At 64.4% G+C, this 25,893-nt stretch carries 20 protein-coding genes; 8 read left to right on the forward strand and 12 right to left on the reverse strand.

From position 1 onward, the window contains the following. Positions 1-16: 16 nt before the first annotated feature. Both ACYVHT_RS07040 and ACYVHT_RS07045 read right to left on the reverse strand, forming a co-directional pair. A complete protein-coding gene (locus ACYVHT_RS07040; protein WP_460549411.1) occupies positions 17-682 on the reverse strand; it encodes a DUF2461 domain-containing protein in 666 nt (221 codons plus the stop codon). 197 nt (positions 683-879) lie between these two features. Next, on the reverse strand, positions 880-3,360 hold the full coding sequence (locus ACYVHT_RS07045) for an alkaline phosphatase family protein (RefSeq protein WP_460549413.1): 2,481 nt from the start codon (positions 3,358-3,360) through the stop codon (positions 880-882). Between the two features lie 176 nt (positions 3,361-3,536). Between ACYVHT_RS07045 and ACYVHT_RS07050 the strand changes: the two genes are divergently transcribed. The 3 genes from ACYVHT_RS07050 (at position 3,537) to ACYVHT_RS07060 (ending at position 6,789) form a co-directional block, all read left to right on the forward strand. Beyond that, positions 3,537-4,286, forward strand: coding sequence for a L,D-transpeptidase family protein (locus tag ACYVHT_RS07050; protein ID WP_460549415.1), 750 nt, complete (start codon positions 3,537-3,539; stop codon positions 4,284-4,286). Between the two features lie 92 nt (positions 4,287-4,378). After that, positions 4,379-5,629 carry a glycosyltransferase family 87 protein gene (locus ACYVHT_RS07055; protein WP_460549417.1) on the forward strand — a complete coding sequence of 417 codons (1,251 nt, stop codon included), beginning with the start codon at positions 4,379-4,381 and terminating at the stop codon, positions 5,627-5,629. Between the two features lie 65 nt (positions 5,630-5,694). After that, positions 5,695-6,789 (forward strand): WD40 repeat domain-containing protein, encoded by a 1,095-nt coding sequence (locus ACYVHT_RS07060; protein ID WP_460549419.1) that lies wholly within the window; start codon positions 5,695-5,697, stop codon positions 6,787-6,789. Positions 6,790-6,886: 97 nt separating this feature from the next. Here ACYVHT_RS07060 and ACYVHT_RS07065 read toward each other — a convergent pair whose 3' ends face one another. After that, entirely contained in the window at positions 6,887-8,320 is a 1,434-nt protein-coding gene (locus tag ACYVHT_RS07065) for a DUF5723 family protein (protein ID WP_460549421.1), read from the reverse strand. 216 nt (positions 8,321-8,536) lie between these two features. On the opposite strand from ACYVHT_RS07065, the gene meaB reads away from it, so the two are divergent. Next, the gene (gene meaB, locus ACYVHT_RS07070; protein WP_460549422.1) at positions 8,537-9,517 is read left to right on the forward strand and encodes an ArgK/MeaB family GTPase; all 981 of its coding nucleotides are present in this window, start codon (positions 8,537-8,539) and stop codon (positions 9,515-9,517) included. A gap of 141 nt (positions 9,518-9,658) precedes the next feature. On the opposite strand, the gene ACYVHT_RS07075 is transcribed toward meaB, so the two are convergent. After that, positions 9,659-10,117 carry a hypothetical protein gene (locus tag ACYVHT_RS07075; protein WP_460549424.1) on the reverse strand — a complete coding sequence of 153 codons (459 nt, stop codon included), beginning with the start codon at positions 10,115-10,117 and terminating at the stop codon, positions 9,659-9,661. 285 nt (positions 10,118-10,402) lie between these two features. Between ACYVHT_RS07075 and ACYVHT_RS07080 the strand changes: the two genes are divergently transcribed. After that, entirely contained in the window at positions 10,403-12,016 is a 1,614-nt protein-coding gene (locus ACYVHT_RS07080) for a S8/S53 family peptidase (RefSeq protein WP_460549426.1), read from the forward strand. A 64-nt stretch (positions 12,017-12,080) separates the two neighbouring features. Here the strand turns inward: ACYVHT_RS07080 and ACYVHT_RS07085 are convergent, their stop codons facing one another. After that, on the reverse strand, positions 12,081-12,512 hold the full coding sequence (locus tag ACYVHT_RS07085) for a hypothetical protein (RefSeq protein WP_460549428.1): 432 nt from the start codon (positions 12,510-12,512) through the stop codon (positions 12,081-12,083). 45 nt (positions 12,513-12,557) lie between these two features. Beyond that, positions 12,558-13,799: a cation:proton antiporter gene (locus tag ACYVHT_RS07090; RefSeq protein WP_460549430.1), complete on the reverse strand. Its 1,242-nt coding sequence runs from the start codon at positions 13,797-13,799 to the stop codon at positions 12,558-12,560. Positions 13,800-14,074: 275 nt separating this feature from the next. On the opposite strand from ACYVHT_RS07090, the gene ACYVHT_RS07095 reads away from it, so the two are divergent. Together ACYVHT_RS07095 and ACYVHT_RS07100 are read left to right on the forward strand one after the other, a co-directional pair. After that, positions 14,075-14,521 (forward strand): VOC family protein, encoded by a 447-nt coding sequence (locus ACYVHT_RS07095; protein ID WP_460549433.1) that lies wholly within the window; start codon positions 14,075-14,077, stop codon positions 14,519-14,521. A gap of 93 nt (positions 14,522-14,614) precedes the next feature. Then, positions 14,615-15,199, forward strand: coding sequence for a YdeI/OmpD-associated family protein (locus ACYVHT_RS07100; RefSeq protein WP_460549435.1), 585 nt, complete (start codon positions 14,615-14,617; stop codon positions 15,197-15,199). Between the two features lie 566 nt (positions 15,200-15,765). On the opposite strand, the gene ACYVHT_RS07105 is transcribed toward ACYVHT_RS07100, so the two are convergent. The 4 genes from ACYVHT_RS07105 to folB form a co-directional block, all read right to left on the reverse strand. Beyond that, a complete protein-coding gene (locus tag ACYVHT_RS07105) occupies positions 15,766-18,366 on the reverse strand; it encodes a DUF5916 domain-containing protein (protein ID WP_460549437.1) in 2,601 nt (866 codons plus the stop codon). A gap of 266 nt (positions 18,367-18,632) precedes the next feature. Continuing rightward, positions 18,633-21,494 carry a M56 family metallopeptidase gene (locus tag ACYVHT_RS07110; RefSeq protein ID WP_460549440.1) on the reverse strand — a complete coding sequence of 954 codons (2,862 nt, stop codon included), beginning with the start codon at positions 21,492-21,494 and terminating at the stop codon, positions 18,633-18,635. Further along, a complete protein-coding gene (locus ACYVHT_RS07115; protein WP_460549442.1) occupies positions 21,481-21,906 on the reverse strand; it encodes a BlaI/MecI/CopY family transcriptional regulator in 426 nt (141 codons plus the stop codon). The genes ACYVHT_RS07110 and ACYVHT_RS07115 overlap by 14 nt, the downstream gene beginning before the upstream one ends. Positions 21,907-22,068: 162 nt before the next feature. Beyond that, positions 22,069-22,449 (reverse strand): dihydroneopterin aldolase, encoded by a 381-nt coding sequence (folB, locus tag ACYVHT_RS07120; RefSeq protein ID WP_460549444.1) that lies wholly within the window; start codon positions 22,447-22,449, stop codon positions 22,069-22,071. 166 nt (positions 22,450-22,615) lie between these two features. Here folB and ACYVHT_RS07125 point away from each other — a divergent pair, with 166 nt between their 5' ends. Then, positions 22,616-23,665: an aldo/keto reductase gene (locus ACYVHT_RS07125; protein WP_460549446.1), complete on the forward strand. Its 1,050-nt coding sequence runs from the start codon at positions 22,616-22,618 to the stop codon at positions 23,663-23,665. 121 nt (positions 23,666-23,786) lie between these two features. On the opposite strand, the gene ACYVHT_RS07130 is transcribed toward ACYVHT_RS07125, so the two are convergent. Next, the gene (locus ACYVHT_RS07130) at positions 23,787-24,701 is read right to left on the reverse strand and encodes a helix-turn-helix domain-containing protein (RefSeq protein ID WP_460549448.1); all 915 of its coding nucleotides are present in this window, start codon (positions 24,699-24,701) and stop codon (positions 23,787-23,789) included. Between the two features lie 156 nt (positions 24,702-24,857). Continuing rightward, a complete protein-coding gene (locus ACYVHT_RS07135; protein WP_460549450.1) occupies positions 24,858-25,853 on the reverse strand; it encodes an aldo/keto reductase in 996 nt (331 codons plus the stop codon). Between the last annotated feature and the right edge of the window lie 40 nt (positions 25,854-25,893).

Here is a 25,893-nt window from a genome sequence, read left to right on the forward strand (position 1 = left end):
CCCTCGCCAGCCCACGCTACGCCTCCAGCGCCCCGCGCAGAAACTGGCTGAACGGCACCATGGCCCGAAACACGTTGACTACGTGCGCGCGGAAATCTTCGTGGCTCAGCACGTCGGCATCGGTCAGCTGGTGCGAGGCGATGAAAGACTTGTGCTTGAGCAGCTCAATTTCGGGGTGGTCGATGGAGTAGGCGGCAGGCGATTTTTTGAGCTTCTCGCCGCCCATGCCGCCGAAGTAGCGCTGGAAGTCGGGCGCGGCCAGAATGGCTTTCAGGTGGTCGGCATTGTAGTCGATTTCCTGGCGGATGGCGGCCAGCTGGGTCTTGTCGGGCATATACAGGCCGCCGCCGATGAGCGTGCTGCCGTTCGGGCCAATCTGGACGTAGTAGCCGGGCGTTTCAATGTCCTTGCCGCTGGCCGTGAAGTAGGCCGAGAAGTGCGTTTTATACGGGTCCTTGTTGTTGCTGAAGCGCACGTCGCGGTAGATGCGGAAGATGCTTTTGCGGCCCAGCGGCCCGGCAATGGCGGGGTCGAGCTTCTTCAGCTCCTGAAACCAGAACTCGGCATCTTCCTCAAACTGCTTGCGCAGCTGGTCGTAGGTGGCTTTGCGCTCCTGGAACCAGGGCCGGTCGTTGTTTTTGGCGAGGGCCGTGAGGAAAGTAAAAAGGGGCTTTAGCTGCATGGCGGGTGGGCAATATGGGCGGGCAAACTCTCCTCCTTGGTAAGGAGGGGATGTTTCAGCTTTAGCTGAAACGGGGGTGGTTGTGGCGTTGAACAGCTTCGTCAGGGTTTCGTTCGAGCTTCGTTCAACGCCCGCAACCGCCCCAATTTTCACTTCGTGAAAATGTCCCCTCCTTGGTAAGGAGGGGAGTTTGTCGTTCAATCGTCGTCGCCCTCCTCTTCATCCTCTTCGCGCTCCGTCTTCGCTTCGCGCAGAAAAGCGGCGCGGCGCGGTGCGGGCATAACGCTGTGCTCGCCGCGGATGGCCTGCCAGATGTTTTCGTTGAAAGCCAAGTCGGGCGCGGCGTCTTCGCGGCTCATATCAAACTTGAGGGCGCGGCGGGCGGGGGCGTTGAAGGCGGTATTGCGCACGTCCTGCGGCGTGGTGGCGGGGCGCAGGGTGTAGGGCTTGAAGTTGGGCGTGGCCGTGAAGCAGGCCCAGAGCGGCGGGGCGGCGGCATCGTACTGGCTCATGGGCGGCAGGCCGAGGATGAGCTCCAGCGTGCGCAGCATGCCCGACGTGGTGTAGGCCGTGTGCACCACGGCATTGCGCCGGATGTAGGGCCCCACCAGGTAGGCCGTGGAGCGGTGCGCGTCGATGTGGTCGGGGCCATTCTGGGCGTCGTCCTCCACTATCATCACCACCGATTCTTTCCAGACCGGGCTGTGCGAGAGGTGCTCAATGAGCCGGCCCAGGGCCAGGTCGTTGTCGGCGGCGTAGCTCAGCGGGCTGAGCTCGCCTTTGCGGGCGCCGTAGGTGTGGTCGTTGGGCAGGCGGATGATGCTGAGGTCGGGCAGCTGGCCGGCGGCCACGAGGCGGTCGAAATCCTGCTCCCAGATTTTCTCGCGGTCCACGTCCTTCACCTGCAGGTCGAAGCCGGCGTAGGCCTGGCAAAAGTGGCCCTCAATGGCCGGCAGGCTGGCTTTGCCCTTGTACACAAACTCGCCGTAGGAGCGGTAGCTGCGGCCGGCGCGGCGGCAGTAGTCCCACAGGAAGCCGTCTTTGGGCTCGGCCACTTCGCCCCGCTTGCCCTCAAAATCGTACTCGCCGCCCCGGCCGCTGTAGTTGCTGGGCCAGCTTTTTTCCACGTAGTCGTTGGCGTAGGCGGCGGTGCTCCAGTTGTGGCCGTCGGCGCTCACCTCGGCATCCACATAGAAATTATCGAGCAGCACAAACTCTCGCGTGAGGGCGTGGTGGTTGGGCGTCACCTTCTCAGGAAACAGGCAGAGGCGGGCATCGCCGTTGCCGGCGGGCAGGTCGCCGAGCACCTGGTCGTAGGTGCGGTTTTCCTTGATGATGTAGAACACGTGCCTGATGGGCGACTTCTCCCCCACCCGCTGCGGCACGGGGCTGCCGGCCGGCACGTCGGGGCTGGCTTCGCGGTTTTTGGTGAAGGGCGTGTTGGCGTACACCTGGGCCGAGAACGTGGCCAGGGCCTTGTCGTCGGGCACGGGCAGGCGCGAGAGCGAGCCCGTCAGCAGCCCGCCGATGTAGCCCGCGCCTTTTTCGCCGTCGTCGCGCACGGGGTTGGGGCCGTTGGGGTTGGGCTTGGAAGTGCTGCCTTTGCCATTGAGCACCAGCAGCTGGCTGCCGGCCACGCGCACCGCCGTGGGGTACCAGCCGGTGGGCACGAAGCCCAGCGGCTTGCTCGCCCGCGGCTCGCGCACGTCGAACACGGCCAGGCAGTTGTTGTCGGCGTTGGCAATGTAGAGCCGGGCTTCGTCGGCGCTGAGGGCCAGGCCATCGGGGGTGCTGCCGGCGGGCGAGGCCGGGAACAGGGCCGTATTGAGCGTTTCGATGACTTGCCCGGCGCGGGTATCGATGACCGATACCGAGTTGCTGTTGGCATTGGCCACGAAGAGGCGGCGGCCGTCGCGGCTCAGCACCAGCTCGTTGGGGTGGCTTTCGACGGTGATGCCCGGCAAGAGCTGCTGCTTGTCCGCATCGACCACCGCCACCGCGTGCCCGCCCCACAGGCTGATGTAGAGGCGGCTTCCATCGGGGCTGAGCACCACGCCGTAGGCTTCGGCCGGCAGCCGGAGCGTGCGCAGGATGCGGTGGGTTTTCAGGTCGCAGGTGTAGAGCGAGTTGTCTTCGCGCGTCACGGCGTAGAGCTGCTGGCGCGGGCCGTCCACGGCCAGGCCGGCCACGCCGATTTTCTGCTTCGGCCACTTCACGCCCAGCACGAAGGCGCTGTCGGGGCGCAGCTTTTGCCCCTCCACCCGGAAGCTGTGAATGCGGTTGTGCTGCCCGCCCGAAGTATAGAGGGTGCGGCCATCGGGCGCGAAAGCGAGGCCGGCCCAGGCCGCCGGCACCACGCGGGTATCGAGCACCTGGCCGGTGGCGGCGTCGAGCAGCTGCACGGAGTTTTCGCCCCAGCCGGCATTCACCACGGCGGCCAGGCGGCCGTCGGGGCTGATTTGCAGGTTGAGGGGGAAGTCGCCCAGCGGGGTGGCGGTGCCGGCGGGGCTGAGCTTCCAGCCGTTGGAAAGCTGGGTTTGGGCGGTGCCGGCAATGGGGCCGGGCAGCACGCCGGGGGCGTCGGGCGTGGCCCTGGTGCTGGGGTTGCCGGAGCAGCCCAGCAGCGCCAGCAGCGGCAGCACGGGCGCAAAACGACGGAAACTGATTGCGAAGCACATAGGCAAGGGCCGGACGAAACAACCGTTCGCCCGCCACTACGAAGGTAGCCCTGCAACCGCGCAGCGGCCATTATCCGGACGTTACCCCTGGCCCGACAACAATTTTATCGGCAGCACAAAATAGAAATTCCTGAATGCCGTTGTAGCTGCATTCCTCATCATGCTGGTTGTTGCTTATGCTGCGTCGGTTGTCGTGCTGCGTCCTGTTTCTGTTGCCCGTTTGCCAGCTGCTGGCCCAGGGCTGTGCTCCGTCAGCCGATACGAGCGGGGCGGCGTTCTGGCAGCAGCAGCGCCGGTTTCCGCGCGTGCGGGCGGCCGAGGCCGCTACCGGCCCGGTGGTGGCCAACCGCCTCCGCACCCACTACCTCGACCCCAGGCGGCTGGAAATCTTCATTCGCATGATTAAAACCCGGGCCGAAGTGGAGGTGTGGGCCCGCAACCAGGGCGGCGGACCGTTTGAGCTGCTCCGCGCCTACCCGCTGGCGGCCACGTCGGGCAGCCTCGGGCCCAAGCGCCGGGCCGGCGACTACCAGGTGCCGGAAGGCTTCTACGAAATCGACCGCTTCAACCCCAAGAGCAATTTCCACCTCTCGCTGGGCCTCAACTACCCCAACGCCGCCGACCTGGCCCTGGGCGAGCCCAACCCCGGCGGCGACATTTTCATCCACGGCGGCGCGGCCAGCATCGGCTGCCTGCCCATCACCGATGCCGGCATCGAGGAAGTGTACCTGCTGGCCGTGATGGCGCGGGCCAGTGGGCAAAGCACCATTCCCGTGCACATTTTCCCGTTTCCGATGACGGACGCCGAGCTGGCCAGGCACGCCCGCAGCCCGCACAAGGCCTTTTGGCGGGGGCTGATGCCGGGCTATGCTTATTTCGAAAAGCACCACGAGGCACTGGAGTCGGCGCAGTTGGCTTCGAAGTAGCGCGAACTTTTAGTTCGCGTCCACAACGGAAACCCAAACGATGCCCCAATGGCGCCGGGACGCGAACTAAAAGTTCGCGCTACTTTGCGGCCGTGCCGCGTTTCTTCCTGCTTTTTCTGGCGCTCGTCGCCCTCTTCAACCTCAGCCGCCTGGTGCGGGAGCCTCGCCCCGATGCCGACCGGCCCATGGATTTCCGCACCTGCTACGTGGGCCAGGCCGTGCTGCGCCAGGGCGGGAACCCCTACGAGGATGCCACGCTGAAAGCCGGCTGGCAGCGCACCGTGCAAGCCGAAAAGCTGCCAAGCCGCACCCAGCCCGGCCTGCCCAACCTGCCGTTTCTGTACCCGCCGTGGGCGGCGGCGCTGTTTGGCCTGAGCATAGGCCAGCTGCCGTATGCCGTGGCGTGGCCGCTGTGGTACGGCTTGGCACTGCTGAGCCTGGGGCTGCTGGCGTGGCTGTGGGCGAAGGTGCTGCCCAACCCAGACGGGCTTTCCGTGCCGTGGTGGCAGTTTCTGCTGGCGGCGGTGGCGCTGAAAGGCACCGTGCCGGCCTTGCTCACGGGCCAGCCCACGTTTGCGGCGCTGGCGCTGGGCGTGGGGGCGCTGGCCGTGGGCCAGCAGGCGGAGCGCCGGCTTTCGCGGCAGCTGCTGGCGGGCTTGCTGCTGGGCCTGGCGGCGTATAAGGTGACGCTGCTGCTGCCGTTTGCGGTGTGGTTTGTGTGGCAAAAGCAGTGGCTGCCGCTGCTGGTGGCGGCGGGCGTGGTGGCCCTGCTGAGCGCCGTGGCATGGAGCTGGGCGGCGTTTCCGCACGAGCTGCTGCCTGCCTACCAGCACCTGCTGGCCCAGGTGCGCGCCCAATCCTTCGACCCCGCCGACCCCGACTACCCCCTCACCCAGGGCATGACCCTGCGGCTGGAGCTGGGCAACGTGCTGGAATGGCTGCAGCCCAGCAGCTGGCCCTGGCACCTGTGGCTGCATGCGGCGCTGTGGGTTTCTACCCTGCTGCGGCTGGTTGGGCTGCGGCAGCCGGGCAGCCGGCTTGCCGGCTGGTATATTTTTATGCTGGCCAGTGTGCTCACCCTGCTCACCACCTATCACCTGTATTACGATGCCGTGCTGCTGCTGCCGCTGGTCGCGTTCGGCCCCCGGCTGCGGCGGCGCCAGCAGTGGCTGCTGCTGGCGTTGCTGCTCCCGCTGCTGCTGCCGCTCAATGGCCTTGCGCTGGCGCTGGGCAACCCGGTGGCCCTGCGCTTCGTGTATTTTCTGATGCCGGTTTCGCTGCTGGGGATATTGCTGCTGCTGCTGGCCGCGCCCGTTCGGGCAGCAGCAGCACCGTCCCGCTGAGCTCCGGCGCACCACCCGGCACGGTTTTTTCGTTAAGCCGGCGTTACCAACTGCTTTTATTGCCCATGAAACGCCTTTTTCCCGTGCTGCTGCCGCTGCTGCTGGCTTTCGCCGCCCGCGCCCAGCGCACCACCGACCTCTGGTATTTCGGCCAGCAGGCCGGCCTCAGCTTTGCCGATGGCACGCCCAAGCCGCTGAACGACGGCAAGATGAGCACCTACGAGGGCTCGGCCGTGGCCACCACCTCCCGCGGCGAGCTGCTCTTCTACACCAACGGCGAAACCGTGTGGAACCGCGAGCACAAGCCCATGCCCAACGGCACCAAGCTGATGGGCAGCGGCAGCAGCACGCAGTCGGCCCTCATCGTGCCCGACCCCGGCTCGGGCAATATTTTCTACATTTTCACCGTGGCGCCCCAGGGCACGCCCCAGGGCCTGCGCTACTCCATCGTGGACATGACCCGCGCCGATGGCATGGGCGACCTGCCCCGCGTGAATGCGCTGCTCATTCAGCCGGTGGCCGAAAAGCTGGCCGCCGTGCGCCACGCCAACGGCCGCGACGTGTGGGTGCTGGCCCACCGCTGGAACTCCAACGCCTTCGTGAGCTACCTCGTGACGGCCGACGGCGTGGCCGGCAAGCCCATCATGAGCAACGTGGGCAGCATGAACGCCGGCCCCGGCCGCAACGCCATTGGCGCCCTCAAGTTCTCGCCCGATGGCAAGCACCTGGCCGCCGCCCTCTGGCGCGAAACCAACAAGTTTGAAGTCTACGACTTCGACCGCAGCACCGGCAAGGTGAGCAACCCGCGCAGCTTCGGCCCCTACGCCGAGGCTTACGGCGTCGAGTTTTCACCCGATGGCAAGCTGCTCTACGGCACCTGCAACGGCGTGGGCGGCGGCGAAACCCAAATCTGGCAGTTCGATTTGAGCAAAAAAGCCAGCGCGCCGGTGCTGGTGGGCAAGTCGGCCAACCGCAAAATCGGCGCCCTGCAGCGCGGTCCCGACGGCCGCATCTACGTGGCCCGCGAAGACAACCCCAACCTCGGCGTCATCGAAAACCCCAACACCCCCGGCAAAGACTGCAAGTACGTGGACGAGGGCCTGAAGCTGGGCGGCCGCCGCAGCAAGCTGGGCCTGCCCACGTTTGTGGTAGTACCTTGACGCTTCGCTTAATGAAGAATGAAGAATGAGGAATTAGGAATTACACCAACGATAATTCTTCATTCTTCATTCTTCATTCTTCATTAAGCGAAGCGTTCTACTCCCCGCCGCCAATCTTGAAGCGGAGCAGGCCGAAGGCCACCGAGCTGTAGGGCGAGCTTTCGTCGAACAGGCCCACCACGTCGCGGGTGCTGATGCCGGCTTCCCACACGGGCGTCACGAAGGTGAGGCCCAGCGGCAGGCTCTTGCCGTAGCCCGCGCCGCCGGTGAAGCCGCTGCTCAGCTTCAGCCAATTGATGGGGCGGTAATCGACGCCCACGCCCACGAAGGTGGTGGTGAGGTTGCCGGCCACTTTGTTGAGCGGCATAGTCACGTCGAGGCCGGCCTCGAAAAACTTGCTGATGCGAACGCCGCCGCCCAGGCGCAGCTTGGTGGGCAGGTCGGCCTTGCGCTCCTTGGCGGTGGTGTAGGTGAACAGGTTTTTGCTGTCGGTGTCGAACTGCTTGCTGATTTCCTCGAGCACGTTATAGGTCGTCACGCCGTTGGAGGCGGTTTGCTGGAGCTTCTGGTCGCTGGCTTCCAGCACGTTGCCGGTCCAGGTCATCGAGCCCACGTCGGTAACCGAGGCCCCGAGGCGCACGATTTTACCTACTTCGGCCGACAGGCCAAAATCGAAGCCATTGCCCTTGCCCACCGGGTTCAGCCCCGAGCCCGACTCGTAGTTGAACGTGGGGCTGCTGGTCAGCGAGCCGTAGTTCACGTCGAAAATGGGCGAGAGCGAGGTGTAGGCCGTCAGGTTGCCGCCCGTGGCGCGGATATCGGCAATGCCGATGCCCTGAATGTAGCGGTAGCCCACGCCCGCCGACAGCTTGAAGCCGGTTTTTTCGAGCACCTGCACGCCGTAGGCAATGTTGAACTCGTTGGTCACGGCCGCCTGAATGCTGGTGCCGTCGAGCACCGTCGAAATCATCGGCGCGCTGGGGTTGGTGGGCGTGGGCGTGCCCGTGTTGTTGGGCGTGGGGTAATACTGCCGGATGATGTCGGCGTTCTGCCCGTTGATGATGATATCGGCCGCGTTGCGGTTCAGGGCCAGGTGGCCGGCAATGCGCTGCCGGCTGCTGAAGGCGATGCCGCCCAGGCCGTTGGGCAGCGTCACGGCCAGGCCAAACAGGTTGGTGTCGAGGTTCAGGTTCAGCACGTTGTCGCCCGAAAGCTGATTAACCAGCGTCGCTTTTTCGGCCGCCCCAATGGTCTGGCTGCCGTCGTAGAGAATGTGCTTGAACGTAGTTTTGCTGAGCGACTGCGAGCCGATGCCCGCCCCCAACTCGCCAATGGTGAAGGCCACCTTGAAATTGGGGTTGCGGCCCAGGTTGGCGGGGTTGATGCCAATGGCCTGGTAGTCGGAGGCAAACGTGTTGATGACGCCGCCCCGGCCGGTGGCCGAGAAGTTGCTCAGCTCGTTTTGGGCGAGCGCCGCGGTGGGCAAAGCCAGCCCGGCGGCCAGCAGGAAGGGGTGGAAGGGTGCTTTCATGCAGCAGGGCACGTGAAAAAGGTGGCGGATGGAGCGGGCGGGTGGGACGCGGAGCAGGGCGAGATACTACACAAGAAACCCGCGCCCGGCCCGCACCGCCAACCGCAGTCGGCCAACGCCGTAGTTGCGTCGCCCACTCCCGCTTGCCGGCCTTGATTACCGAAACGCCCGTTCTTTGCGTCTGCAAGCTAAAGCCGCCTCTTCAATATTTTTATATTGCCTCCTCCCAAACGCCTATCTGCTGCCGAATATGCCGCCGGTATCCGGGCCGGGTCCCGCACGGTGCTGGGCCGCGCCATCACCCTGGTCGAGAGCACCCTGCCCGCCGACCAGGCCCTGGCCCAGGACGTATTGCAGGCCGTGCTGCCCCACACCGGGCGCAGCCTGCGCGTGGGCATCACGGGCGTGCCGGGCGTGGGCAAAAGCACGTTTATTGAAGCGCTGGGCCGCTTTCTGGTCGAAGAAAAAGGCCGCCGGCTGGCCGTGCTGGCCGTGGACCCCAGCAGCCAGCGCGGCGGCGGCAGCATTCTCGGCGACAAAACCCGCATGCCCTGGCTCGCGGCACACGCCGCTGCTTTCATTCGCCCCTCCCCGGCCGGCAGCAGCCTGGGCGGCGTGGCCCGCGCCACCCGCGAGGCGTTATTATTATGCGAAGCCGCCGGCCACGATGTCATTTTTGTCGAAACCGTGGGCGTGGGCCAGTCCGAAACCACCGTGCACGGCATGGTCGACTTTTTCCTGCTGCTGATGCTGGCCGGCGCCGGCGACGAGCTGCAGGGCATGAAGCGCGGCATCATGGAAATGGCCGATGCCCTGTGCATCACCAAGGCCGACCACGGCAACGAGCAGGCCGCCCGCCGCGCCCGCGTCGACTACCAGAGCGCCTTGCACCTGTTTCCGGCCGCGCCCTCGGGCCAGGCCACGCCGGTGCTGCTTACCTCGGCCGTGGCCGGCACCGGCATTCCCGAAGTGTGGGAGGTCATCGAAAACTACGCCGCCGCCACCCGGCACAATGGCTACTTCGCGCAGCGCCGGCAGCAGCAGCAGCTCCAATGGCTGCACCACAGCATCGTGCAGGCGCTGGAAAGCCGCTTCTATGCCGATGCCACGGTGCGCGCGCAGCTGCCGGCCCTGCAGGCGGCGGTGGCGGCCGGGCAGCTCACGCCGTTTGCGGCGGCCAGCCAGCTGCTGGGGTAGTGGCCGGCTATTCCCTTCACGGAGTAGGGTGCGGGGCTTGCCCCCGCCCGTCGTTGTTCAGCTACCGCTAGTTCTGAACAACGACGGGCGGGGGCAGGCCCCGCACCCTACTTTGTAACAGTATTGTTCTTACAATTCTACTTACAGCGCGGCCGTGGCCAGGCCGTTTTCTACGCGGCGGGTGGTGGTTTCGCGCACGGCAATGGTGGTGGCACCAGGCGCTTTGGTTTCGACCTGCACCGTGTAGCGGTAGCGGCTGGCCCCCACGCGCAGGGCCACCACGTAGCGGCCGGTGGGCAGCGTGTCGAACTTCAGCAGGGTGCCGTAGGCGGGCTCGCGGTGGGCTTCGTTGAGCAGGCAGACGTTGCGGTCCACGTCGAGCACGGTGAGGCGGGCGGGGCGCTGGGTGGGGTTGTCGAAGCGCAGGCGCAGGCTGCTGGCGGTGGGCTGGGTCATGCGCACGGGCTCGGGCTGCTGGGCCCGGGCGGGCCGCGCAAAGGCACTGCCGAGCAGCGCCAGCGCGCCCAGCAGTACGGGGCGGGCCGCTTCGGCTGTTTGCGACACGCGTTGAGCAAGGCGGGGGTTGAAAAGCGTTTTCATGAGTAAAACAGAAAAAAAGGGGTGAAAATTGACCGTGTATGGGGAGAATGAGAATCCCGCAGCAGCAGCGCGTGTCCGGATTTGAGCGGCTACCTGCCCGGGCTGCATAGGGTAATTCCATTGGCGTGCCAATTTTGTAATCAACTAACATTCAAGTTATTACCTGAAAAATCAATTGATTTGCAAAGCAATAAGCTGTTCGCTTTTGGGCAGTTGTCCGGTTGTGAATAGCTTCGTCGCTTCAATTCTGGTCATTTCCTTTTCCACCTCGCTTTTCACTGTTTTATGCTGGTTTCGACGCGCCTGGCTTTGCTGGGCCTTCTGGCTTTTTCCGCCCGCACCGTCAGCGCCCAGGCTTCGCCCGAGGCCGTGCGCCGCTGGCAGCACCTGGACCTGAAAGCCGATGGCGTGCCCGGCATCAGTGCCGACAAGGCCTACCGCGAGCTGCTGGCCGGCCGCAAGGCGGCCCCCGTGCTGGTGGCCGTCATCGATTCGGGCATCGACTCGGCCCACGTCGATTTGAAGCCCGTGCTCTGGCGCAAAGCCACCGAAATCCCCGGCAACGGCCTCGACGACGACCACAACGGCTACGTGGACGACGTGCGCGGCTGGAATTTTCTGGGCGGCAAGGACGGCCGCAACATTGCCGTGGAAACCCTGGAGCAAACCCGCATTGTGGCGCAGTACCGGGCGCAGTTTGAGGGCGCGAAACGCAAGAAGCTGTCGGCGGCCGACCAGGCCAAGTTCGATATGTACGAGCGGGCCAGAAAGGTTTTTGAGAAAGGCGTGGACGAGGAAAACAAGCAGCTGGCGTATCTGAAGGACGCCTATGCGCAGAATACCTACTCGTTTCAGCAGGTGAAGAAAGCGCTGAACGTGACGGCCGCCGACACGGCCATGCTGCACCAGGCCATGGTTTCGCGGCCTGATGTGCCCAGCGCGGCTTCGCTGTACGCGTTTTTGCGCCGCCGCAACTTTGCCGATACCGACGATGCCCTGAAACGGCTAAACGAAGCCCTCACCCGCTCGCAGGACCGGGTGGAAAAAAGCCTGAACCCGGCCTACAACCCGCGCCCCATCGTGGGCGACGACGTGAGCAACCTCGCCGAAACCGGCTACGGCAACCCCGACTCGCAGGGGCCCGATGCCCACCACGGCACGCACTGCGCGGGCATTATTGCGGGCGTGCGCGGCAACCAGCTGGGGGCCGACGGCGTGGCCGGGCCCAACGTCCGCATCATGAGCGTGCGCTCGACGCCCAGCGGCGACGAGCGCGATAAGGACGTGGCCAACGCCATTCGCTACGCCGTGGACAATGGCGCCCAGATTATCAGCATGAGCTTCGGCAAGGACTTTTCGCCGGACAAAGCCGCCGTGGATGCCGCCATGCAGTATGCCGACCAGAAGGGCGTGCTGCTGGTGCACGCTGCCGGCAACAGCGCCCTTGATACCGACAAGGACGAGAACTATCCCTCGGCCCGCTACCTCGGCGGGCAGGACATTCCGAACCAGATTACGGTGGGGGCCAGCAGCCGCTTCAACACGCCGGAGCTGCCGGCCCGGTTCTCGAACTACGGCCAGACCACGGTGGACGTGTTTGCGCCGGGCGTGGATATCTATTCGGCCACGCCGGGCAATACCTACGCCACCTACAGCGGCACCAGCATGGCCGCGCCGGTGGTGGCGGGCGTGGCGGCGGTGCTCAAGTCGTATTATCCACAGCTCACGCCGGCCCAGCTCAAGCAGATTATCATGCAATCGGCCACGCAGTACCACCTGGACGTGCAGAAGCCCGGCACCAAAAAGCTGGTCGATTTCACCACGCTTTCGAAGTCCGGGGGCATCGTGAACCTGTACGAGGCCGTGAAGCTGGCCGACCAGCAGATGGCGGCGAAGTAGCAGCAGCGGCAACAGGCAGAGGGGGAATTTTCGGCCCGCCTGCGGGCGTGGGGAATGGCCGCGCCTAATTGGCCGAGGGGCCGCCTTCCTGTACGTGCAGCCAATCGGCGGCTTGGTCCAGGTCGTCAAACACACCCACCGTGACGTAGCGGCGCAGGGCGCTGAGCACCTCGTCGGTGTGCAGGCGGCGGGCCGGATTAGCGTTGGGCAGCACGGCGTAGAACACGGGCGGCGGGGGCGGGCCAATGGTATTGGGCAGCCACTGCGTCAGGAGCCAGTCCCGGTCATCGGCCGCGAAAGCCTCGGGCATGGCGCGGTGGTCGGCCAGGATGCCGCCCAGCGAGTGGCGGGCCAGCAGGTTGGCGGCGTGCACATAGAGGGCGCGCAGCTCGACACTGCCCAGGGGCTCGCCCGTAAAGTGCAGGTACACAAAAGAGCCGGGCACGAACAGCACCGAGCCCACAGCGTTGGAAAAATAATGTTGGGTGGGAATCATGAAACCAGAATAAAACCAAAAAACCAGCCAGCGCACTGCTGCTGCTTAGGCGGTGGGCAGGTTGAGCCAGCCCAGTAGCTTCTTTAACGTAAGTCCCTGCGCTACGGCTGAAAACAGCACCACGGCAAAGGTCATGGGCACAAAGATATCGGGGTGCATGGCCGGCGGCAGGCCCAGGGCCAGGGCCAGGGAGATGCCGCCCCGCAGCCCCCCCCAGGTGAGGACCAGCAGCGTGCGCGGCGGCAGCTGCTGCGTGAGGCCCAGCAGGCGCGTGGGCACGGCCAGGGCCACGTAGCGCACCAGCAGCGCCAACACCGCCGCCACCAGCCCCAACCCGAGGTAGAGCGGGCTCACGCCCACCACCACCAGCTCCAGCCCCATCAGCACAAACAGCACGGCGTTGAGCACCTCGTCGAGGGCCTCCCAGAATTTTTCGAGGTAGTCGCGCGTCGTGTCCGACACGGCCCCGCTGCGGCTCACATTGCCGATGATGAGGCCGGCCACCACCATGGCCAGCGGCCCCGACACGTGCAGCGCGTGGCACAGCGCGTAGCCCCCCATCACGAGGGCCAGGCTGAGGATGACCTCGGTCTGAAAGTGGTCGATGGTTTTGATGAGGCGGTAGCCCATGTAGCCCAGCACGGCCCCGGCCAGCAGGCCGCCCCCGGCTTCGCGCAGCAGCAGCAGGCCCACCGAGCCCGGCGTGGGCGCTGCCCCGGGCGTGGCAATTTCGAGCAAAGTCACGAACACGACCACCCCGAAGCCGTCGTTGAACAGCGACTCGCCGGCCAAGTTGGTTTCAATCTTGGGGTCGAGCGGGGTGGTTTTCAGGATGCCGAGCACGGCAATGGGGTCGGTGGGCGCAATGAGGGCCCCAAACAGCAGGCACGGCAGCAGCGGCAGCGGCGTGCCCACCACCTGAAACAGTGCGTAGGTGCCCAGCCCCACCAGCGCCGTGGCCAGCAGCACGCCCAGCGTGGAATAGGCTGCAATGCTGCGCCAAACCGCCCGCAACGCCTCGGCCCGCACGTGCAGCGAGCCCGCAAACAGCAGGAAGCTCAGCACCGAACCCATCAGAAACTCCGTAAAATCGAAGGCTACCAGCAGGGCCTTCACTTCGGCTGCAAAGCCCGGCAATACCTGCCCCACGCCCAAAACCGAAACCGCCGCCAGCACCCCCAGCAACAAAAACATAATGCCCGCCGGCTGGCGAAAAAACCGGGCATTGAGGTAAGAAAACAGGCCCGCCAGGGTGAGCAGGGCGGCCGAAAAGGAAAATAAACTCATGCTTGTAGCAAACGCGGGGGGAGAGGGAAGGTTTTTTTTAGCTGCTGCCCGCACCCAACCGGCCCGGCAGCGGGCGTAACCTGGGCGCTACTCCAGCCAGCAATGGCCGGATTGCCGCAGCGGGCTTATCTTGCCTGCAGCGGCAGCCGGCGATGGCAGCGGCCCGGGTGACGGCACAAAATTGGGACCGGATGAAAATACTACTGCCACTGCTTTCGCCTTCGCTTGCCGTGCTTCTTGCCAGCTGTAACGCTAACACCAGAACAACCAGCCATATGGACGACCAGACCAGCCAAACCACCCCCACCAACGCCCCAAACGACTCGGCACCCAAAGTAACCGGAATTGGCGGCATTTTCTTTTTTTCAGACAACCCGAAGGAAATGAAGGACTGGTATGCCAAAAACCTGGGGCTGGAATTCAACGCCTGGGGTTCGTCGGGTTTTGAATCCAGGGACATTAACAAGCCAGACGAGGTGAATTCGCTGCAATGGAGCCCGTTCAAGACAGGAGATGCGTATTTTTCTCCCTCCAAAAAGGACTTCATGATTAATTACCGGGTCCGGAACATTGAAGGCCTGGTAGCCAGACTCCAGGCCAACGGCGTCACCATCCTCGACAGCATTGCGACTTACGATTACGGAAAATTCGTTCATATCATGGACGAGGAAGGCAACAAGATTGAGTTGTGGGAGCCGGTTGACGGCCCCGGCAGCCACTAGCCCGCCGCCTGCCCCGATGACGAACGCGCCCGTAAACCCGGAATTCCGGGCAGCCGGCTTTATCGCGAAGCAGGCCACTCATCCTCCGAGCGCATGACCAATCCCAACGTTGATTTCTATTTCAGCAAAGCCACCAGGTGGCAGCAAGAGCTAGTTGCCCTGCGCAGGATTGTGCTCGGCTGCGGGCTCCCTGAAGAGCTGAAATGGGGCGTGCCCTGCTACACGTTTCAGAACCGCAACGTACTGCTCCTCCATGCCTTCAAGGAATATTGCGCGGTCCTGTTCTTCAAAGGTGCCTTGCTGCAGGACGCGGCCGGCATCCTGATTCAGCAAACGGAAAACACGCAGTCGCAGCGGCAGATTCGGTTTGCCAGCGTACCGGAAATTACCGCGCTGGAAACCACGCTGAAAGCCTACATCTTCGAGGCCATTGAGGTCGAAAAACTCGGCCTGAAAGTTCCGCTGAAGCCCGCCGCTGAATTCCGCATGGCGGAAGAATTTCAACAAAAGCTAGCGGAAAATCCGGCCCTGAAAGCCGCTTTCGAAGCCCTGACGCCGGGCCGGCAACGGGCTTATCTGCTCCATTTCGCGGCCCCTAAACAGGCCAGGACCCGGGAGTCGCGGATTGAGAAATGTGTGCCGCCGATTCTGAGCGGGAAGGGGCTGAACGAGTCGTGACAGTCATGATGAGGTCGGTGTGCAGGACCGGTGCAGGGGCGGGGCCGGCCCCCGCCCCTACGTTGCATTGCCCCGAAGCTGCATTTTTCTACAGTGGAGTTACGCGAAGAATCGAATGTTCCCGACCGACCAAGAATTCTCTGCGCTCTACTGCTGTTACATCGGCGCATTTATCTACTTTTTATTGAGGCCCTTCTTCACAAAACGAAAGGCCTCAATCGTTAATCTGGCAATCTTTCTTGCTTATACTTCTTTCGTGCTTTACACATTCTCCGATAAAGAGAATTTTAAATACGGCGGCTCATTACCTGTTCTTTTCTACAGTACAATTGTTTTGTTTGCGCATATTATCGTGTATGCGCTTGTCAAATTAATGAAGCTGTTTAGCAAGTCAAAAGCGTTGTCATCCTGAGCGCAGCGAAGGACCTTACCACGTTAGAATAGGCGTTGTGCTGATGTGAGAAGGTCCTTCGCTGCGCTCAGGATGACAGACGTGCAGGCAAATCAGCCTTTCTAAACAGCTTCAATGACTCTAACCCTAGAGGCTTTGGGATAATTAACTTCTTCTACCCCCTTCTTGGCCGCAGGGCCAGGTAATCCAGATAATAAAGCACCTTCACCGACACGTTGTTATTGTGCGGGGTGTTGATGGTGTTGCTCAGGTTGTCGAAGTAGAGCGGGGTGGCGGCGTTGGCTTCGAAGAAGGAAGCCCCGGCGTTTTTCCAGACGATGCTCACCTGCGAGCCGGGCGCAAACCACCACGAATAAACGGCGTCGATGTTGAAGGCGTTGAAGGTGTTGTCGCGGTTGCGCTGGTAGGCGGGCTCGGGGGTTTCGAGGCCGTCGGGGTGCAGGCGCGAGAAGTCGCGGTAGTGCACGTTGCTCACGTAGTGCCGCAGGCGAATGTTGAACGACATGCGGTTGGTGAAGGTGTAGGTGGCCGTGGCCGTGTTGGTGAACGTGGTGACGTCGCGGCGGCCCAGCAGCACGTCGCCGGCATCGCCGCCGAAGCGGCGCAGCACGGGCGCATCCGTCGAATCCGACGCGTTGAGGCCGCCGGCGTAGCCAATCTGGTTGCGGCGCAGCTCGTAGCTGATGGCGTACACAAAGCTGAGCTGGTTGCTGACGCGGTAGCGCGGCCCCAGCGTGAGGGCGTAGGTGTGGCGGCCGGTGCGGGCGCCGTCGGCCACGAAAAAGCGGGCCCCGTAGTTGAGGTCCCAGGCAAATTTCTTGCGGTAGTCGGACGAGAAAAAGCCGTTCACACCGAAGTTGGCGGGCTTGCGCACGTAGTATTGGCCGATGGGGTAGCGGCGCGGGTCGAAGTAGTCGCGGGTGAGCGGCGCGGCATCGAGGTTAATGCCGGTGGTGAGAAAGTTTTTGGTGAAGGTGGTATTGCCGCCCGCATAAAAGCCCAGGTCCTGGTAGAGGCGCGGCTGCTCCAGCAGCGAGTACGAGGCGCTGGCGTAGGTGCTGAGCTTGTTCACCTTCCAGAAGGGCTTGTAGATGTTGTAGTTGGCGTAAAGGCTCTGCGAAATGTTGTTGTTGGCGAAGAGCAGGCCCAGGTCGTTGGGGTTGTAGGTATGCGACTCGATGCCGTGGTCGAAGCCCCAGGTAAATTTGCCCGAGATTTTGTTGAAGCTCAGGTAGTACTTGTAGCCGTCCTGGTCCGAAACTTTTTCCTCGGAGCCGAAGGCTTTGCCGCGCCGGCTGGAGTACACCAGGCGGCCGTCGAGGGCGTAGGAGTTGGCCTTGTTGGCAAAGCGAAACAGGCCGCCGGTCACGTTGGCGTCGTAGGTGGCACCGGCCCGCGTCACGTTGGTGTTGACGAGGCTGACGTAGGAATTGTTTTTCAGGCTCTGGTCGAGCACCACGATGTTGTAGTTGCTCAGCGGCTGGGTCAGCACATCGCGGCGGGCGCCGCTGGTGCTGTCCTGCACGGTGGCGTACACGTCGTTGCTGATGGCGTTGAACACGCCCACGCCCAGCCCCTTGCTGGTGCGGCCCGATACTTTGGTGGCGTTCAGCAGGCGCGTCACGCCGGGGTTTTGCACGATGAACTCGCCGGCCTGGCGCTTGCCGTCGGCCATGCGGGCGCCGGCGCGCAGCTGCCCGCTCACGTTGCCGAAGCCCAGCGGCGTGGCCCCCACCCTTCTGGAGTAGAACAGGCCGCCCTTGTTGAACAGCTCGGTGCCTTCGGTGAAAAACTGGCGGTTTTCGTTGTACTGCACCTCGAAGGGCGAGAGGTTGAGCACCTGGTTGTCGCTCTGCACCTGGCCGAAGTCGGGCACCAGCGTGGCATCCAGCGTGAAGCTCTCGTTGATGCCCCACTTCACGTCGGCCCCGCCGTTGAAGCTGGTGGTGGCGTTTTGCCGGCCCTGCTCGTTGTAGGGGTAGTGGTTGACGTAGGCACTCACGTAGGGCGTGAGCGAGAGGCGCAACGGCGGCCTGAGGTCGCGCAGGCCGGTGAGCTCGCCCCACTGGTTCACGAAGCCCGACACCTGGGGCTTCACCTCGTTCCAGAAAAACTTCTGGCGCGAGCTGCGCCGCTGCCGGCCAAAATTCAGGCCCCACACCTGCTCGGCGGCCTTGCTGAAGCGAATGGCGGAGTAGGGAATCCGGATTTCGGCCACCCAGTCGGTGCCGCGCAGGGCGGTGCGCGAGTCCCACACGGCGTTCCAGTTGCCGTCCTCGCCGTTGGTGGGCGACTGCCGGGCGTCGAACTGCACGCCGCCCGACGTCACGATGAACTCGTAGGCGTTGAGGTGGTCGTTGTAGGTATCGAAAAACACCCCGAACCAGTCCGAGTTGCCGATGTTGTCGCGGGCGCTGAGCTCGCGCAGAATGGAGTCCTGGGCCACATCGTGCATGATGGCCCCGATGTAGATGGCGTTGTCGTCGTAGAGCACGCGCACCTCGGTGGGGTGCTTTTCGAGGCGGCCGGGCGTGGGCTCCAGCTCGTAGAACTGCGTGGCGATGGGCGCGGCCTGCCACACGGCTTCGTCGAGGGCGCCGTCGAGCTTGGGGGCGGTGCCGATGCGCGTGGCCTGGAGCTTGCGCTTGGGCGCGGCTTTGGCGGCATCGGCCGGGGCCGATACCGTGGCGGGCGACTGGCCCCGGGCAGCCCCGGCAAATAGCATCAACCAACCCAGCAGTAGAAAACGGTGCATAGCGTTTGTCCGAATAAATAAGGCTTTCGGAGGGGCCAAGAGATGCATGAGTGAGCCCGACCGTTGCGTTGGGCGGGAGTATTTCACGGAGAATGCCTGAGAAAAACCGGCAGCTGCCGGGGCCATTCCGGCCTTGAGTACCGCGCAAACGGCTTTCCGTTACGGCTTACCGCCGATTTATTTTCGCCAGTCAACCCCTGCTTTCGGGCACAAAAAAGCCGGCTCCCTGCTCCAGAAAACCGGCTTTCTGCACCCTGACCTCTCCCCTATTCCTGGGTCGAAATCGTCACGTTGAACTTCTTGCCATTGTCGTGGCCCGTCATTTTGCGGTACTTCTGCGCCAGCTCATCGGGCTGCCGCTTGCCGTTCACCGTCAAGCCCGAGCCGTTGAGCTGGAACTGAAAGTCCTTCTCGCCGGCCCCAATCACGCCGTCTTTGCGCAGCTCGTCGCGCAGGCTTTCCGTGTCGATTTGGGGTGGCAGCGGGGGCGCGGGCGGGGCCACCGGCGGCATGGGCGCCATGGGGGCCGCGCCCAGTGGCGCCAGCGGCGCACGCGGAGCCTTGGGCGGTCGCGGTGGCCGGGGCCCTTCCGACTGGTCGAAGTTGCTGCTGCTGCTGGTGCTGCTGCTGCCGTTGCGGGTTATCACCATGGCGCCGGTGTCGCTCATCTTGTGGCCCCGGTCGGCTTCAAACAGCTTCAGGTATTTCTGGTGCAGCCTGGCCGACTGGACCTTACCATTCACCGTCAGGCTTTTGGCCGTGAGCCGGTATTCGAAATTGTCGCGGTCCGTAATCAGCCCATCTTTTTGCAGCTGGTCAATCAGGGCATCGTGCTGCTGCTGCCTGCGCTCGGCGCGCTCGCGGTCACGCTCGGCCCGCTCACGGTCACGCTCGGCCCGCTGGCGGTCGCGGTCGGCCTGGGCACGGCCCTGTTCCAGGTCCTGCAGCTCCTGCTGCGACTCGCGAATCCGCTCCTTTATTTCCTGGCGGCGCTCCTGAATTTCCTGCTGACGGTCCTGCAGCTCCTGCTGGCGGTCGCGCAGCTCCTCGTCCAGCTCGCCGCCGTTGCGCAGCTTGTGCAGCGACGAGGCCTCGCTTTCGGCCTTGTGGAGCTGCGTCCGCACGTTCTCCAGCTCCTTGCTGATGCGCTTGCGCTGCTCGGTGCTCAGGCCCTTGGCCGAAGCGGCGGTGCGCAGGCCGCGCTCGGCCCCGCGCAGGGCCTCAAGCGCCACTTCGCGGGAATCGATGCCGGAGCTACCGTTAAGCGTTTTCAGCCGGTAGGTACGGTCCAGCCGCACGTCGGGCGACACATGGAAGCGCTGGTCCATCCGCATGTTCTGCTTCGGAAAGTCGAACTGAAAATCGAAGCTGCGGTCGGAATTGCGCCAGAGCTCACGCGTTGCTTCGCGCCGCACGTCGCGCTCTAATTCGCGCTGTTTCAGGCCGTCGCTGCGGAACACGAAAGCCCGCGCCTCGGGGGCGAATGCCGGCATCAGCTGAATGATTTCCACCTGCTGGCGGTCCTTGCCCTTTTTGCCTTTGTCCTTGCCGGTTTCCGTTTCCACGCGCTGGCCATTCACCACGAGGTCGGTCACGCGGCCCTTTTTGTCCTTCGTGATAACCACCGTGCCGGGCTGGTCGGAGAAAGCCCCCGGGCCCATTTCCCGGCCGTTCACGACGACGCGGCGCACCTTGTGCTTCGGGCGGGGCCGGTCCTGGTCGGTATTGTCGTCGTTGGCATCGGAGCCATCCCTCACAACCACTTCGCGGCGAATTTCCGGCGGCGCAGGCAGCGCGGGCAGGGGCGGCGCGGTGGTCGTGGTGGTCGTGGTGGTGTTAGTGGTAGCCGTCGTCCGCTTCGTGGTGTCCGAAGCAGCGGCTGGTTTCGGATTCGTCTGGGCGAGCCCGGCCTGCCAGTCGAAGGCCACCGGCGTCGGAGCGGCCGCCGGCATCGGCACGGCCAGCGCCACGCTGCCGCCCAGCAGGCCCAGGCCGCCCACCACCAGCGCCCCGGCCATGATGCCCTCGGCCAGCGTGGGCGCGGCGGGGCGGCGCGTCACCAGGCGGCGCACGCGGTTCAGCAGGGCGTTGCGCTTGCCCATGGCGGCCAGCGCCAGGCGCGGGGCAGAAGGCACCACGGCGCTTTGCGTCCACTCGGCCAGGGCAGTGAGGGCGCGGGCCAGCCGCAGCGGGTCGCCGCCCACGAGGGCGGTGGCGGTGTCGTCGCAGCAGTTTTCGCGCTCAGTCCGCACGCAGCCGGCCACAAACCACACGGCCGGGTGGTAGAAAAACAGCACTTCGGCCACGGTTTGCAGCAGGTTCACGAGGTAGTCGCGGCGCAGCACGTGGGCCAGCTCATGGGCCAGAATGGCTTCCAGATAGGCCGGCGTGAGGCCCGCCACCGTGCCCAGCGGCAGCAGTATCACGGGGCGCCAGTGCCCCACCACCAGCGGCACCTGCACCAGCGCCGACTCCAGCAGCGCCACCGGGCGGCGCACGCCGCTGCGCGCCGCCAGCGCGGCAAACCGCTCCTGCCAGGCCGCGCTCAGCGGCCGCACGCGGTAGCTGCGCAGGCGCTGCACATACAGCAGGCCGCCCAGCATGCGCAGGCTCATGGCCAGCAGGCCCAGCAGCCAGGCCAGCACCAGCAGCGGCAGGTGGTTGTCGAAATACCGCAGGCCAATGGCCAGCCAGCTCGATTTTGCGTCCGATGATGTTGCCGAAGCCCCTGAAGTACTTGTCGCTGCCGTGTGGCTTTTATGCCGCACCTTTTGCCGGGAAGCAGCGCCTGCAACCGTCCTTTCTGAAGCCAGCGAAACCGTCGTTTGAGCAGCGGCAGCCGGCGGCCCCACCGCCGGCGCGGCTCCTGCTGCGGCGGCACCCAGACGCGGGGCCCGCTCCGCCGTCGAATTGAAATACAGCCCGAACGTGAGGCCCGCCAGCGCCACCACCATGCCCAGCGCCCCGGCCGAGGCCACGTAGCGCACTTCGGCCCGCTGCCGGCGCAGCAGCAGCAGCGCCCCGGCCAGCACGGCCGCCACCAGCGCGCCCTGCCACAGCGAGTGCAGCAAGGTCCAACCCAGAGCCCGCGTCAGGGCGGGCGAAACGAACTGCTCAAGCGTGGTCATCGTCGTCGGAAGTTGAGGTGGAGTTTTGGATTTCAATGTCATTCAGCAGGCGGCGGATTTGCGCCAGCTCGTCGGCCGAGGTCTGGCGGCTGCCCAGGGCCTGCATCACCAGCTTCAGGGCCGAGCCGCCGAAGGTGGCGTCCACGAACTTGTCGAGGAGCAGGCTCTGGGTTTCCTGCTCGCGCACGGCGGCCCGGTACACGTGGCTGCGGTCGGCATCGTCGCGGCGCACCAGCCCTTTTTCCAGCATCAGCTGCAAAATCTTGAGCGTGGTGGTGTAGCCCACCTCCGCCTGGCGGCGCTGGCTGAGGTGGTCGTTGATGGCCCGCACCGTGGCGGGCCCGTGCTGCCAGAGCACGTGCAGGATTTCCAGCTCGGAATCCGTAGGTTTGGGGGGCGGTGCTTTGCTCATGCTGGTGAAACGAGAGGCTACTACGAATTATTTCGTAGGATGAGGCAAAGATGTTACGAAACCATTCGTAGTTGCAAGATTTATCTACGAATTATTTCGTATTGAACCTGATTTTGCATTCAACATATTGTGTGTCAGCACAATATTTTTTTCATAAAACCGCTATATCCCTACTCCCGCTTTTGCCTGGCGCCGCTTGGCCAGCGTCACGCGGGCCCGCTGGCAGATGCCGCCCAGCGGCGGATTGAACTTGCTCACGCTGATGCGCACCTTGCGCACGTGCGGCAGTTCGGCCATGATGCGGTCGAGCACGCGGTGGGCGACGTGCTCCAGCAGGCGGGCAGGGGCGCGCATTTCCTCCGCCACCAGGCGGTAGAGCACCTCGTAGTTCACCGTCTGCGTCAGCTTGTCCGACTCGCCGGCCGCCAGCAGGTTGGTGCTGATGTAGAGGTCGACGCCGTACTTATTCCCGATTTTCTGCTCTTCGTCGTAGTAGCCGTGAAAGGCAAAAAACTCCATTCCTTCGAGTGCAATCTGGCCCATGCGTGCGGCGGTGTGGTGGTGAGGTGCGCGCAAAAGTACGGGTTTGCCGCACGGCCGGCGCGCCCCGGCACGGCCGCCGCATTTTGTGTTGCAGAACCAGCGGTTTGTATAGCAGCGGCGGCCCGCCGGGCCCGCACCTTTGCCCAACCACCACGCACGTTTTTTTATGTCCCTGACCAATTTCCGCACCCTGGGCCGCTCCGGCCTCATTGTCAGCCCGCTCGCCCTGGGCACCATGACGTTTGGCACCCCGCGCTGGGGCTCGCCCGATGACGTTTCCGAAGCCATTTTCAACGAGTACGCAGACGCCGGCGGTAATTTCATCGACACCGCCGACGTGTACGCCGGCGGCCGCAGCGAGGAGCTGGTGGGCCGGTACATGGCCAGCCGCAGCCTGCGCGATAAGCTGGTGCTGGCCACCAAATTCGGCTTCAGCGGCCAGCCCGGCAACCCCAACGGGGGCGGCAACGGGCGCAAAAACATCTACCGCGCCCTCGAGGGCTCCCTGCGCCGCCTCCACACCGACTACGTGGACCTGTACTGGCTGCACGTCTGGGACATGGTGACGCCCGTGGAAGAGGTGCTGCAAACGCTGGGCGACCTGGTGCGGGCCGGCAAAATCCGCTACTTCGGCTTTTCCGACATGCCGGCCTGGTATGCCGCCAAGGCCGCCGCGCTGGCCCGGGCGCACGCCGTGCCCGGCCCCGTTGCCCTGCAGGTGGCCTACTCGCTGGTAGAGCGCAGCATTGAGCGCGAGCACGTGCCCGCCGCCCGCGAGAGCGGCCTCGGCATTGTGCCCTGGAGCCCGCTGGCGGCCGGCTTCCTCGCCGGCAAGTACCAGCGGACCGAAGCCGGTGCCAGTGGCGAAGGCCGGCTCAGCGGCCCCAATCCTTTCGGCAACACGCTATTCACCGACCGCAACTGGCGCATACTGGATGCCCTGCGCGACGTGGCCGGGCAGGCCGGGCAGCCGTTGTCACAAGTGGCGCTGGCGTGGGTGCTGGCCCGGCCGGGCGTGACGTCGCCCATCATCGGCGCCAGCCAGGTGGCGCAGCTGCGCGACAGCCTGGCCGCCCTCGCCGTTCGCCTCACGCCCGAGCAGCTTCAGCGGCTGGACGACGCCAGCGCCCTCGAACCGGCTTTCCCCTACCCCATCTTCACCCCGCTGGTGAACCAAGGCATTTTTGGCGGGCATTCGGTGCAGGGCTGGCAGTAGCAGCTGGTGTATCCCGACGCCATGTTCGCCAGCCATTGCATGACCAGTATAACAACGCCAAGGGCAGCGGCAAAACCGCTTATGGGGCTCCACCGCTGCCCTTGGCTGTTGTCCTTACGCCCTACTGCGCCGAAAACCGGAAGGCGGCCGGCGTCAGGCCCGTTTTGCTTTTAAACAGACGCGTGAAATACTGCGGGTACTCAAACCCCAGCTGAAACGCGGTTTCGTTGATGGTGAGCGAGGTGCTGAGCAGCAGGCGCTTGGCCTTCTCGATGAGGGCGTGGTGGATGTGCTGCCGGGTGTTCTGGCCGGTGAGGGTGCGCAGCATGTCGCTCAGGTAGGCCGGCGACACGTGCAGGGCATCGGCGAAGTGCTGCACGGTGGGCAGCGGCTTTTCGGCCTCCTGCGCGAAGTAGCCGGTCAGCAGCTCTTCGAAGCGGGTCAGCAGGTCGTGCCCGGCGGGGCGGCGGGTGAGGAACTGCCGGTGGTAGAAGCGGTTGGCGTAGTTGAGCAGCACCTCAAGCTGCGACACCAGCACGTCCTGGCTAAAGGCGTCGATGGACTGCTCGTATTCGCGCCGCATGCTGTCCATCAGGCCGTCGAGCATGCTTTCCTCCTTGGCCGAGAGGTGCAGCGCCTCGCTCACCCGGTAAGAAAAAAAGCCGTAGCTGGCCATTTTCTTGCCCAGCGGGTACTTCCCGATGAGGTCGGGATGGAAGACCAGCATCCAGCCCGTCAGCTCTGAAATATCAATGGAGCTGTTGCTCTCGCACAGCTGGCCGGGCGCGTAAAACGCCAGCACGCCCTCGCTGAAGTCGTAGTCGCGGTGGCCGTAGTGAATGCGGCCTTTCAGGTTCTTCTTCAGCGAAATGATGTACATCTCGCGGATGGCCGGGCCGCTGGGCGGCGGCAGGTGCCGCGTTTTTTCCAGGTCGATGACCGTGAGCAAGGGGTGCCCCGGGGCCGGAAACCCAAAATGCCGGGTAAAATCCGACACCGTGGACAGCACCTGGAAGTCTTTTGCGGGAGTTTTCATAAGTATCAACCGGAAAGGCATGCCCACCGGGCCGCCGCATCGCCGAAGCATTCCTACCGCCCTACCAACCCCATGCCTTCGGATTAGTTGCGCGGCAGCGCGGATTCGGCGGCGCGGCGGCCCGGTGGGCACGGCCGTTTTGGCAGGTTCGCCGCCCTAGAACCCTTCCGGATATGCCGCCCCCGCCGCGCTGCCCACCGGCATGATGGCATCCAGCGCCGCCAATTCGGCGGCGCTCAGCGCAATGGCGGCGGCGGCTACGTTGGCTTCGAGGTACACGCGGCGCTTGGTGCCCGGAATCACCACCACGTCCTGGGCCAGCACCCAGGCCAGGGCCAGCTGCGCGGCGGTCACGCCTTTGGCTTGGGCCAGGGCCTTCAGTTTGTCGACCAAGGCCAGGTTCCGGTAGAAATTCTCGCCCTGGTAGCGCGGAAACCAGCGGCGCGAGTCGTTGGGCTCGAAGTCGTCCGGCGTCTTGATATCGCCCGAGAGGAAGCCCCGGCCCAGCGGCGAATACGCCACGAACCCGATGCCCAGCGCCCGGGCGGCCTCCATAATGCCTTCCTCCTCCACCCGGCGGTCAAACAGCGAATACTCCGTTTCCAGGGCCGAGATGGGGTGCACGGCGCAGGCCCGGCGCAGGATGTCGGCCGGCACTTCGCTCAGGCCCAGGTAGCGGACTTTCCCCTGCTCTACCAGCCGGCTCATGGCGCCCACGGTGTCTTCGATGGGCACGTGGGGGTCGAGGCGGTGCAGGTAGTAGAGGTCCACGTAGTCGGTGCCGAGGTTGCGCAGGGAGCGTTCGATGGCCTTGCGCACGTAGGCGGGGTGGCCGTTGTAGCCGCCGGTCCACTGCTCGTGGTCGTCTATTTCGAAGCCGAATTTGGTGGCAATGGTGAACTGGTCGCGCCGGCCGGCAATGGCCTTGCCCACCAGCCGCTCGTTCAGCATGGGGCCGTAGAGGTCGGCCGTGTCCAGCATATCGACGCCCAGCTCCAGCGCCCGGTGAATGGTGGCAATGCTTTCGGCCTCGTCGGCCTCGCCGTACACGCTCATGCCGTTGATGCCGCCCGTCATGCCCATGCAGCCCAGCCCTTCGACGGAAACCTGCAGGCCCTGATTGCCCAATGCTACTTTTTTGATGGTGCTCATGTGTAGTTGTGGAAGTAAGTGAACTACTTGATTTACTCCA

Source organism: Hymenobacter daeguensis, from assembly GCF_054780555.1.

Excerpts from the sequence above, each read along its gene's own strand:
- ACYVHT_RS07105 (WP_460549437.1), bottom strand. The coding sequence starts at position 18,366 with ATGCACCGTTTTCTACTGCTGGGTTGGTTGATGCTATTTGCCGGGGCT.
- folB (WP_460549444.1), bottom strand. The coding sequence starts at position 22,449 with ATGGGCCAGATTGCACTCGAAGGAATGGAGTTTTTTGCCTTTCACGGC.
- ACYVHT_RS07115 (WP_460549442.1), bottom strand. The coding sequence starts at position 21,906 with ATGAGCAAAGCACCGCCCCCCAAACCTACGGATTCCGAGCTGGAAATC.
- ACYVHT_RS07065 (WP_460549421.1), bottom strand. The coding sequence starts at position 8,320 with ATGAAAGCACCCTTCCACCCCTTCCTGCTGGCCGCCGGGCTGGCTTTG.
- ACYVHT_RS07095 (WP_460549433.1), top strand. The coding sequence starts at position 14,075 with ATGGACGACCAGACCAGCCAAACCACCCCCACCAACGCCCCAAACGAC.
- ACYVHT_RS07100 (WP_460549435.1), top strand. The coding sequence starts at position 14,615 with ATGACCAATCCCAACGTTGATTTCTATTTCAGCAAAGCCACCAGGTGG.
- ACYVHT_RS07080 (WP_460549426.1), top strand. The coding sequence starts at position 10,403 with ATGCTGGTTTCGACGCGCCTGGCTTTGCTGGGCCTTCTGGCTTTTTCC.
- ACYVHT_RS07085 (WP_460549428.1), bottom strand. The coding sequence starts at position 12,512 with ATGATTCCCACCCAACATTATTTTTCCAACGCTGTGGGCTCGGTGCTG.
- ACYVHT_RS07130 (WP_460549448.1), bottom strand. The coding sequence starts at position 24,701 with ATGAAAACTCCCGCAAAAGACTTCCAGGTGCTGTCCACGGTGTCGGAT.
- ACYVHT_RS07125 (WP_460549446.1), top strand. The coding sequence starts at position 22,616 with ATGTCCCTGACCAATTTCCGCACCCTGGGCCGCTCCGGCCTCATTGTC.
- ACYVHT_RS07040 (WP_460549411.1), bottom strand. The coding sequence starts at position 682 with ATGCAGCTAAAGCCCCTTTTTACTTTCCTCACGGCCCTCGCCAAAAAC.
- ACYVHT_RS07110 (WP_460549440.1), bottom strand. The coding sequence starts at position 21,494 with ATGACCACGCTTGAGCAGTTCGTTTCGCCCGCCCTGACGCGGGCTCTG.
- ACYVHT_RS07045 (WP_460549413.1), bottom strand. The coding sequence starts at position 3,360 with ATGTGCTTCGCAATCAGTTTCCGTCGTTTTGCGCCCGTGCTGCCGCTG.
- ACYVHT_RS07135 (WP_460549450.1), bottom strand. The coding sequence starts at position 25,853 with ATGAGCACCATCAAAAAAGTAGCATTGGGCAATCAGGGCCTGCAGGTT.
- ACYVHT_RS07075 (WP_460549424.1), bottom strand. The coding sequence starts at position 10,117 with ATGAAAACGCTTTTCAACCCCCGCCTTGCTCAACGCGTGTCGCAAACA.
- ACYVHT_RS07050 (WP_460549415.1), top strand. The coding sequence starts at position 3,537 with ATGCTGCGTCGGTTGTCGTGCTGCGTCCTGTTTCTGTTGCCCGTTTGC.
- ACYVHT_RS07060 (WP_460549419.1), top strand. The coding sequence starts at position 5,695 with ATGAAACGCCTTTTTCCCGTGCTGCTGCCGCTGCTGCTGGCTTTCGCC.
- ACYVHT_RS07090 (WP_460549430.1), bottom strand. The coding sequence starts at position 13,799 with ATGAGTTTATTTTCCTTTTCGGCCGCCCTGCTCACCCTGGCGGGCCTG.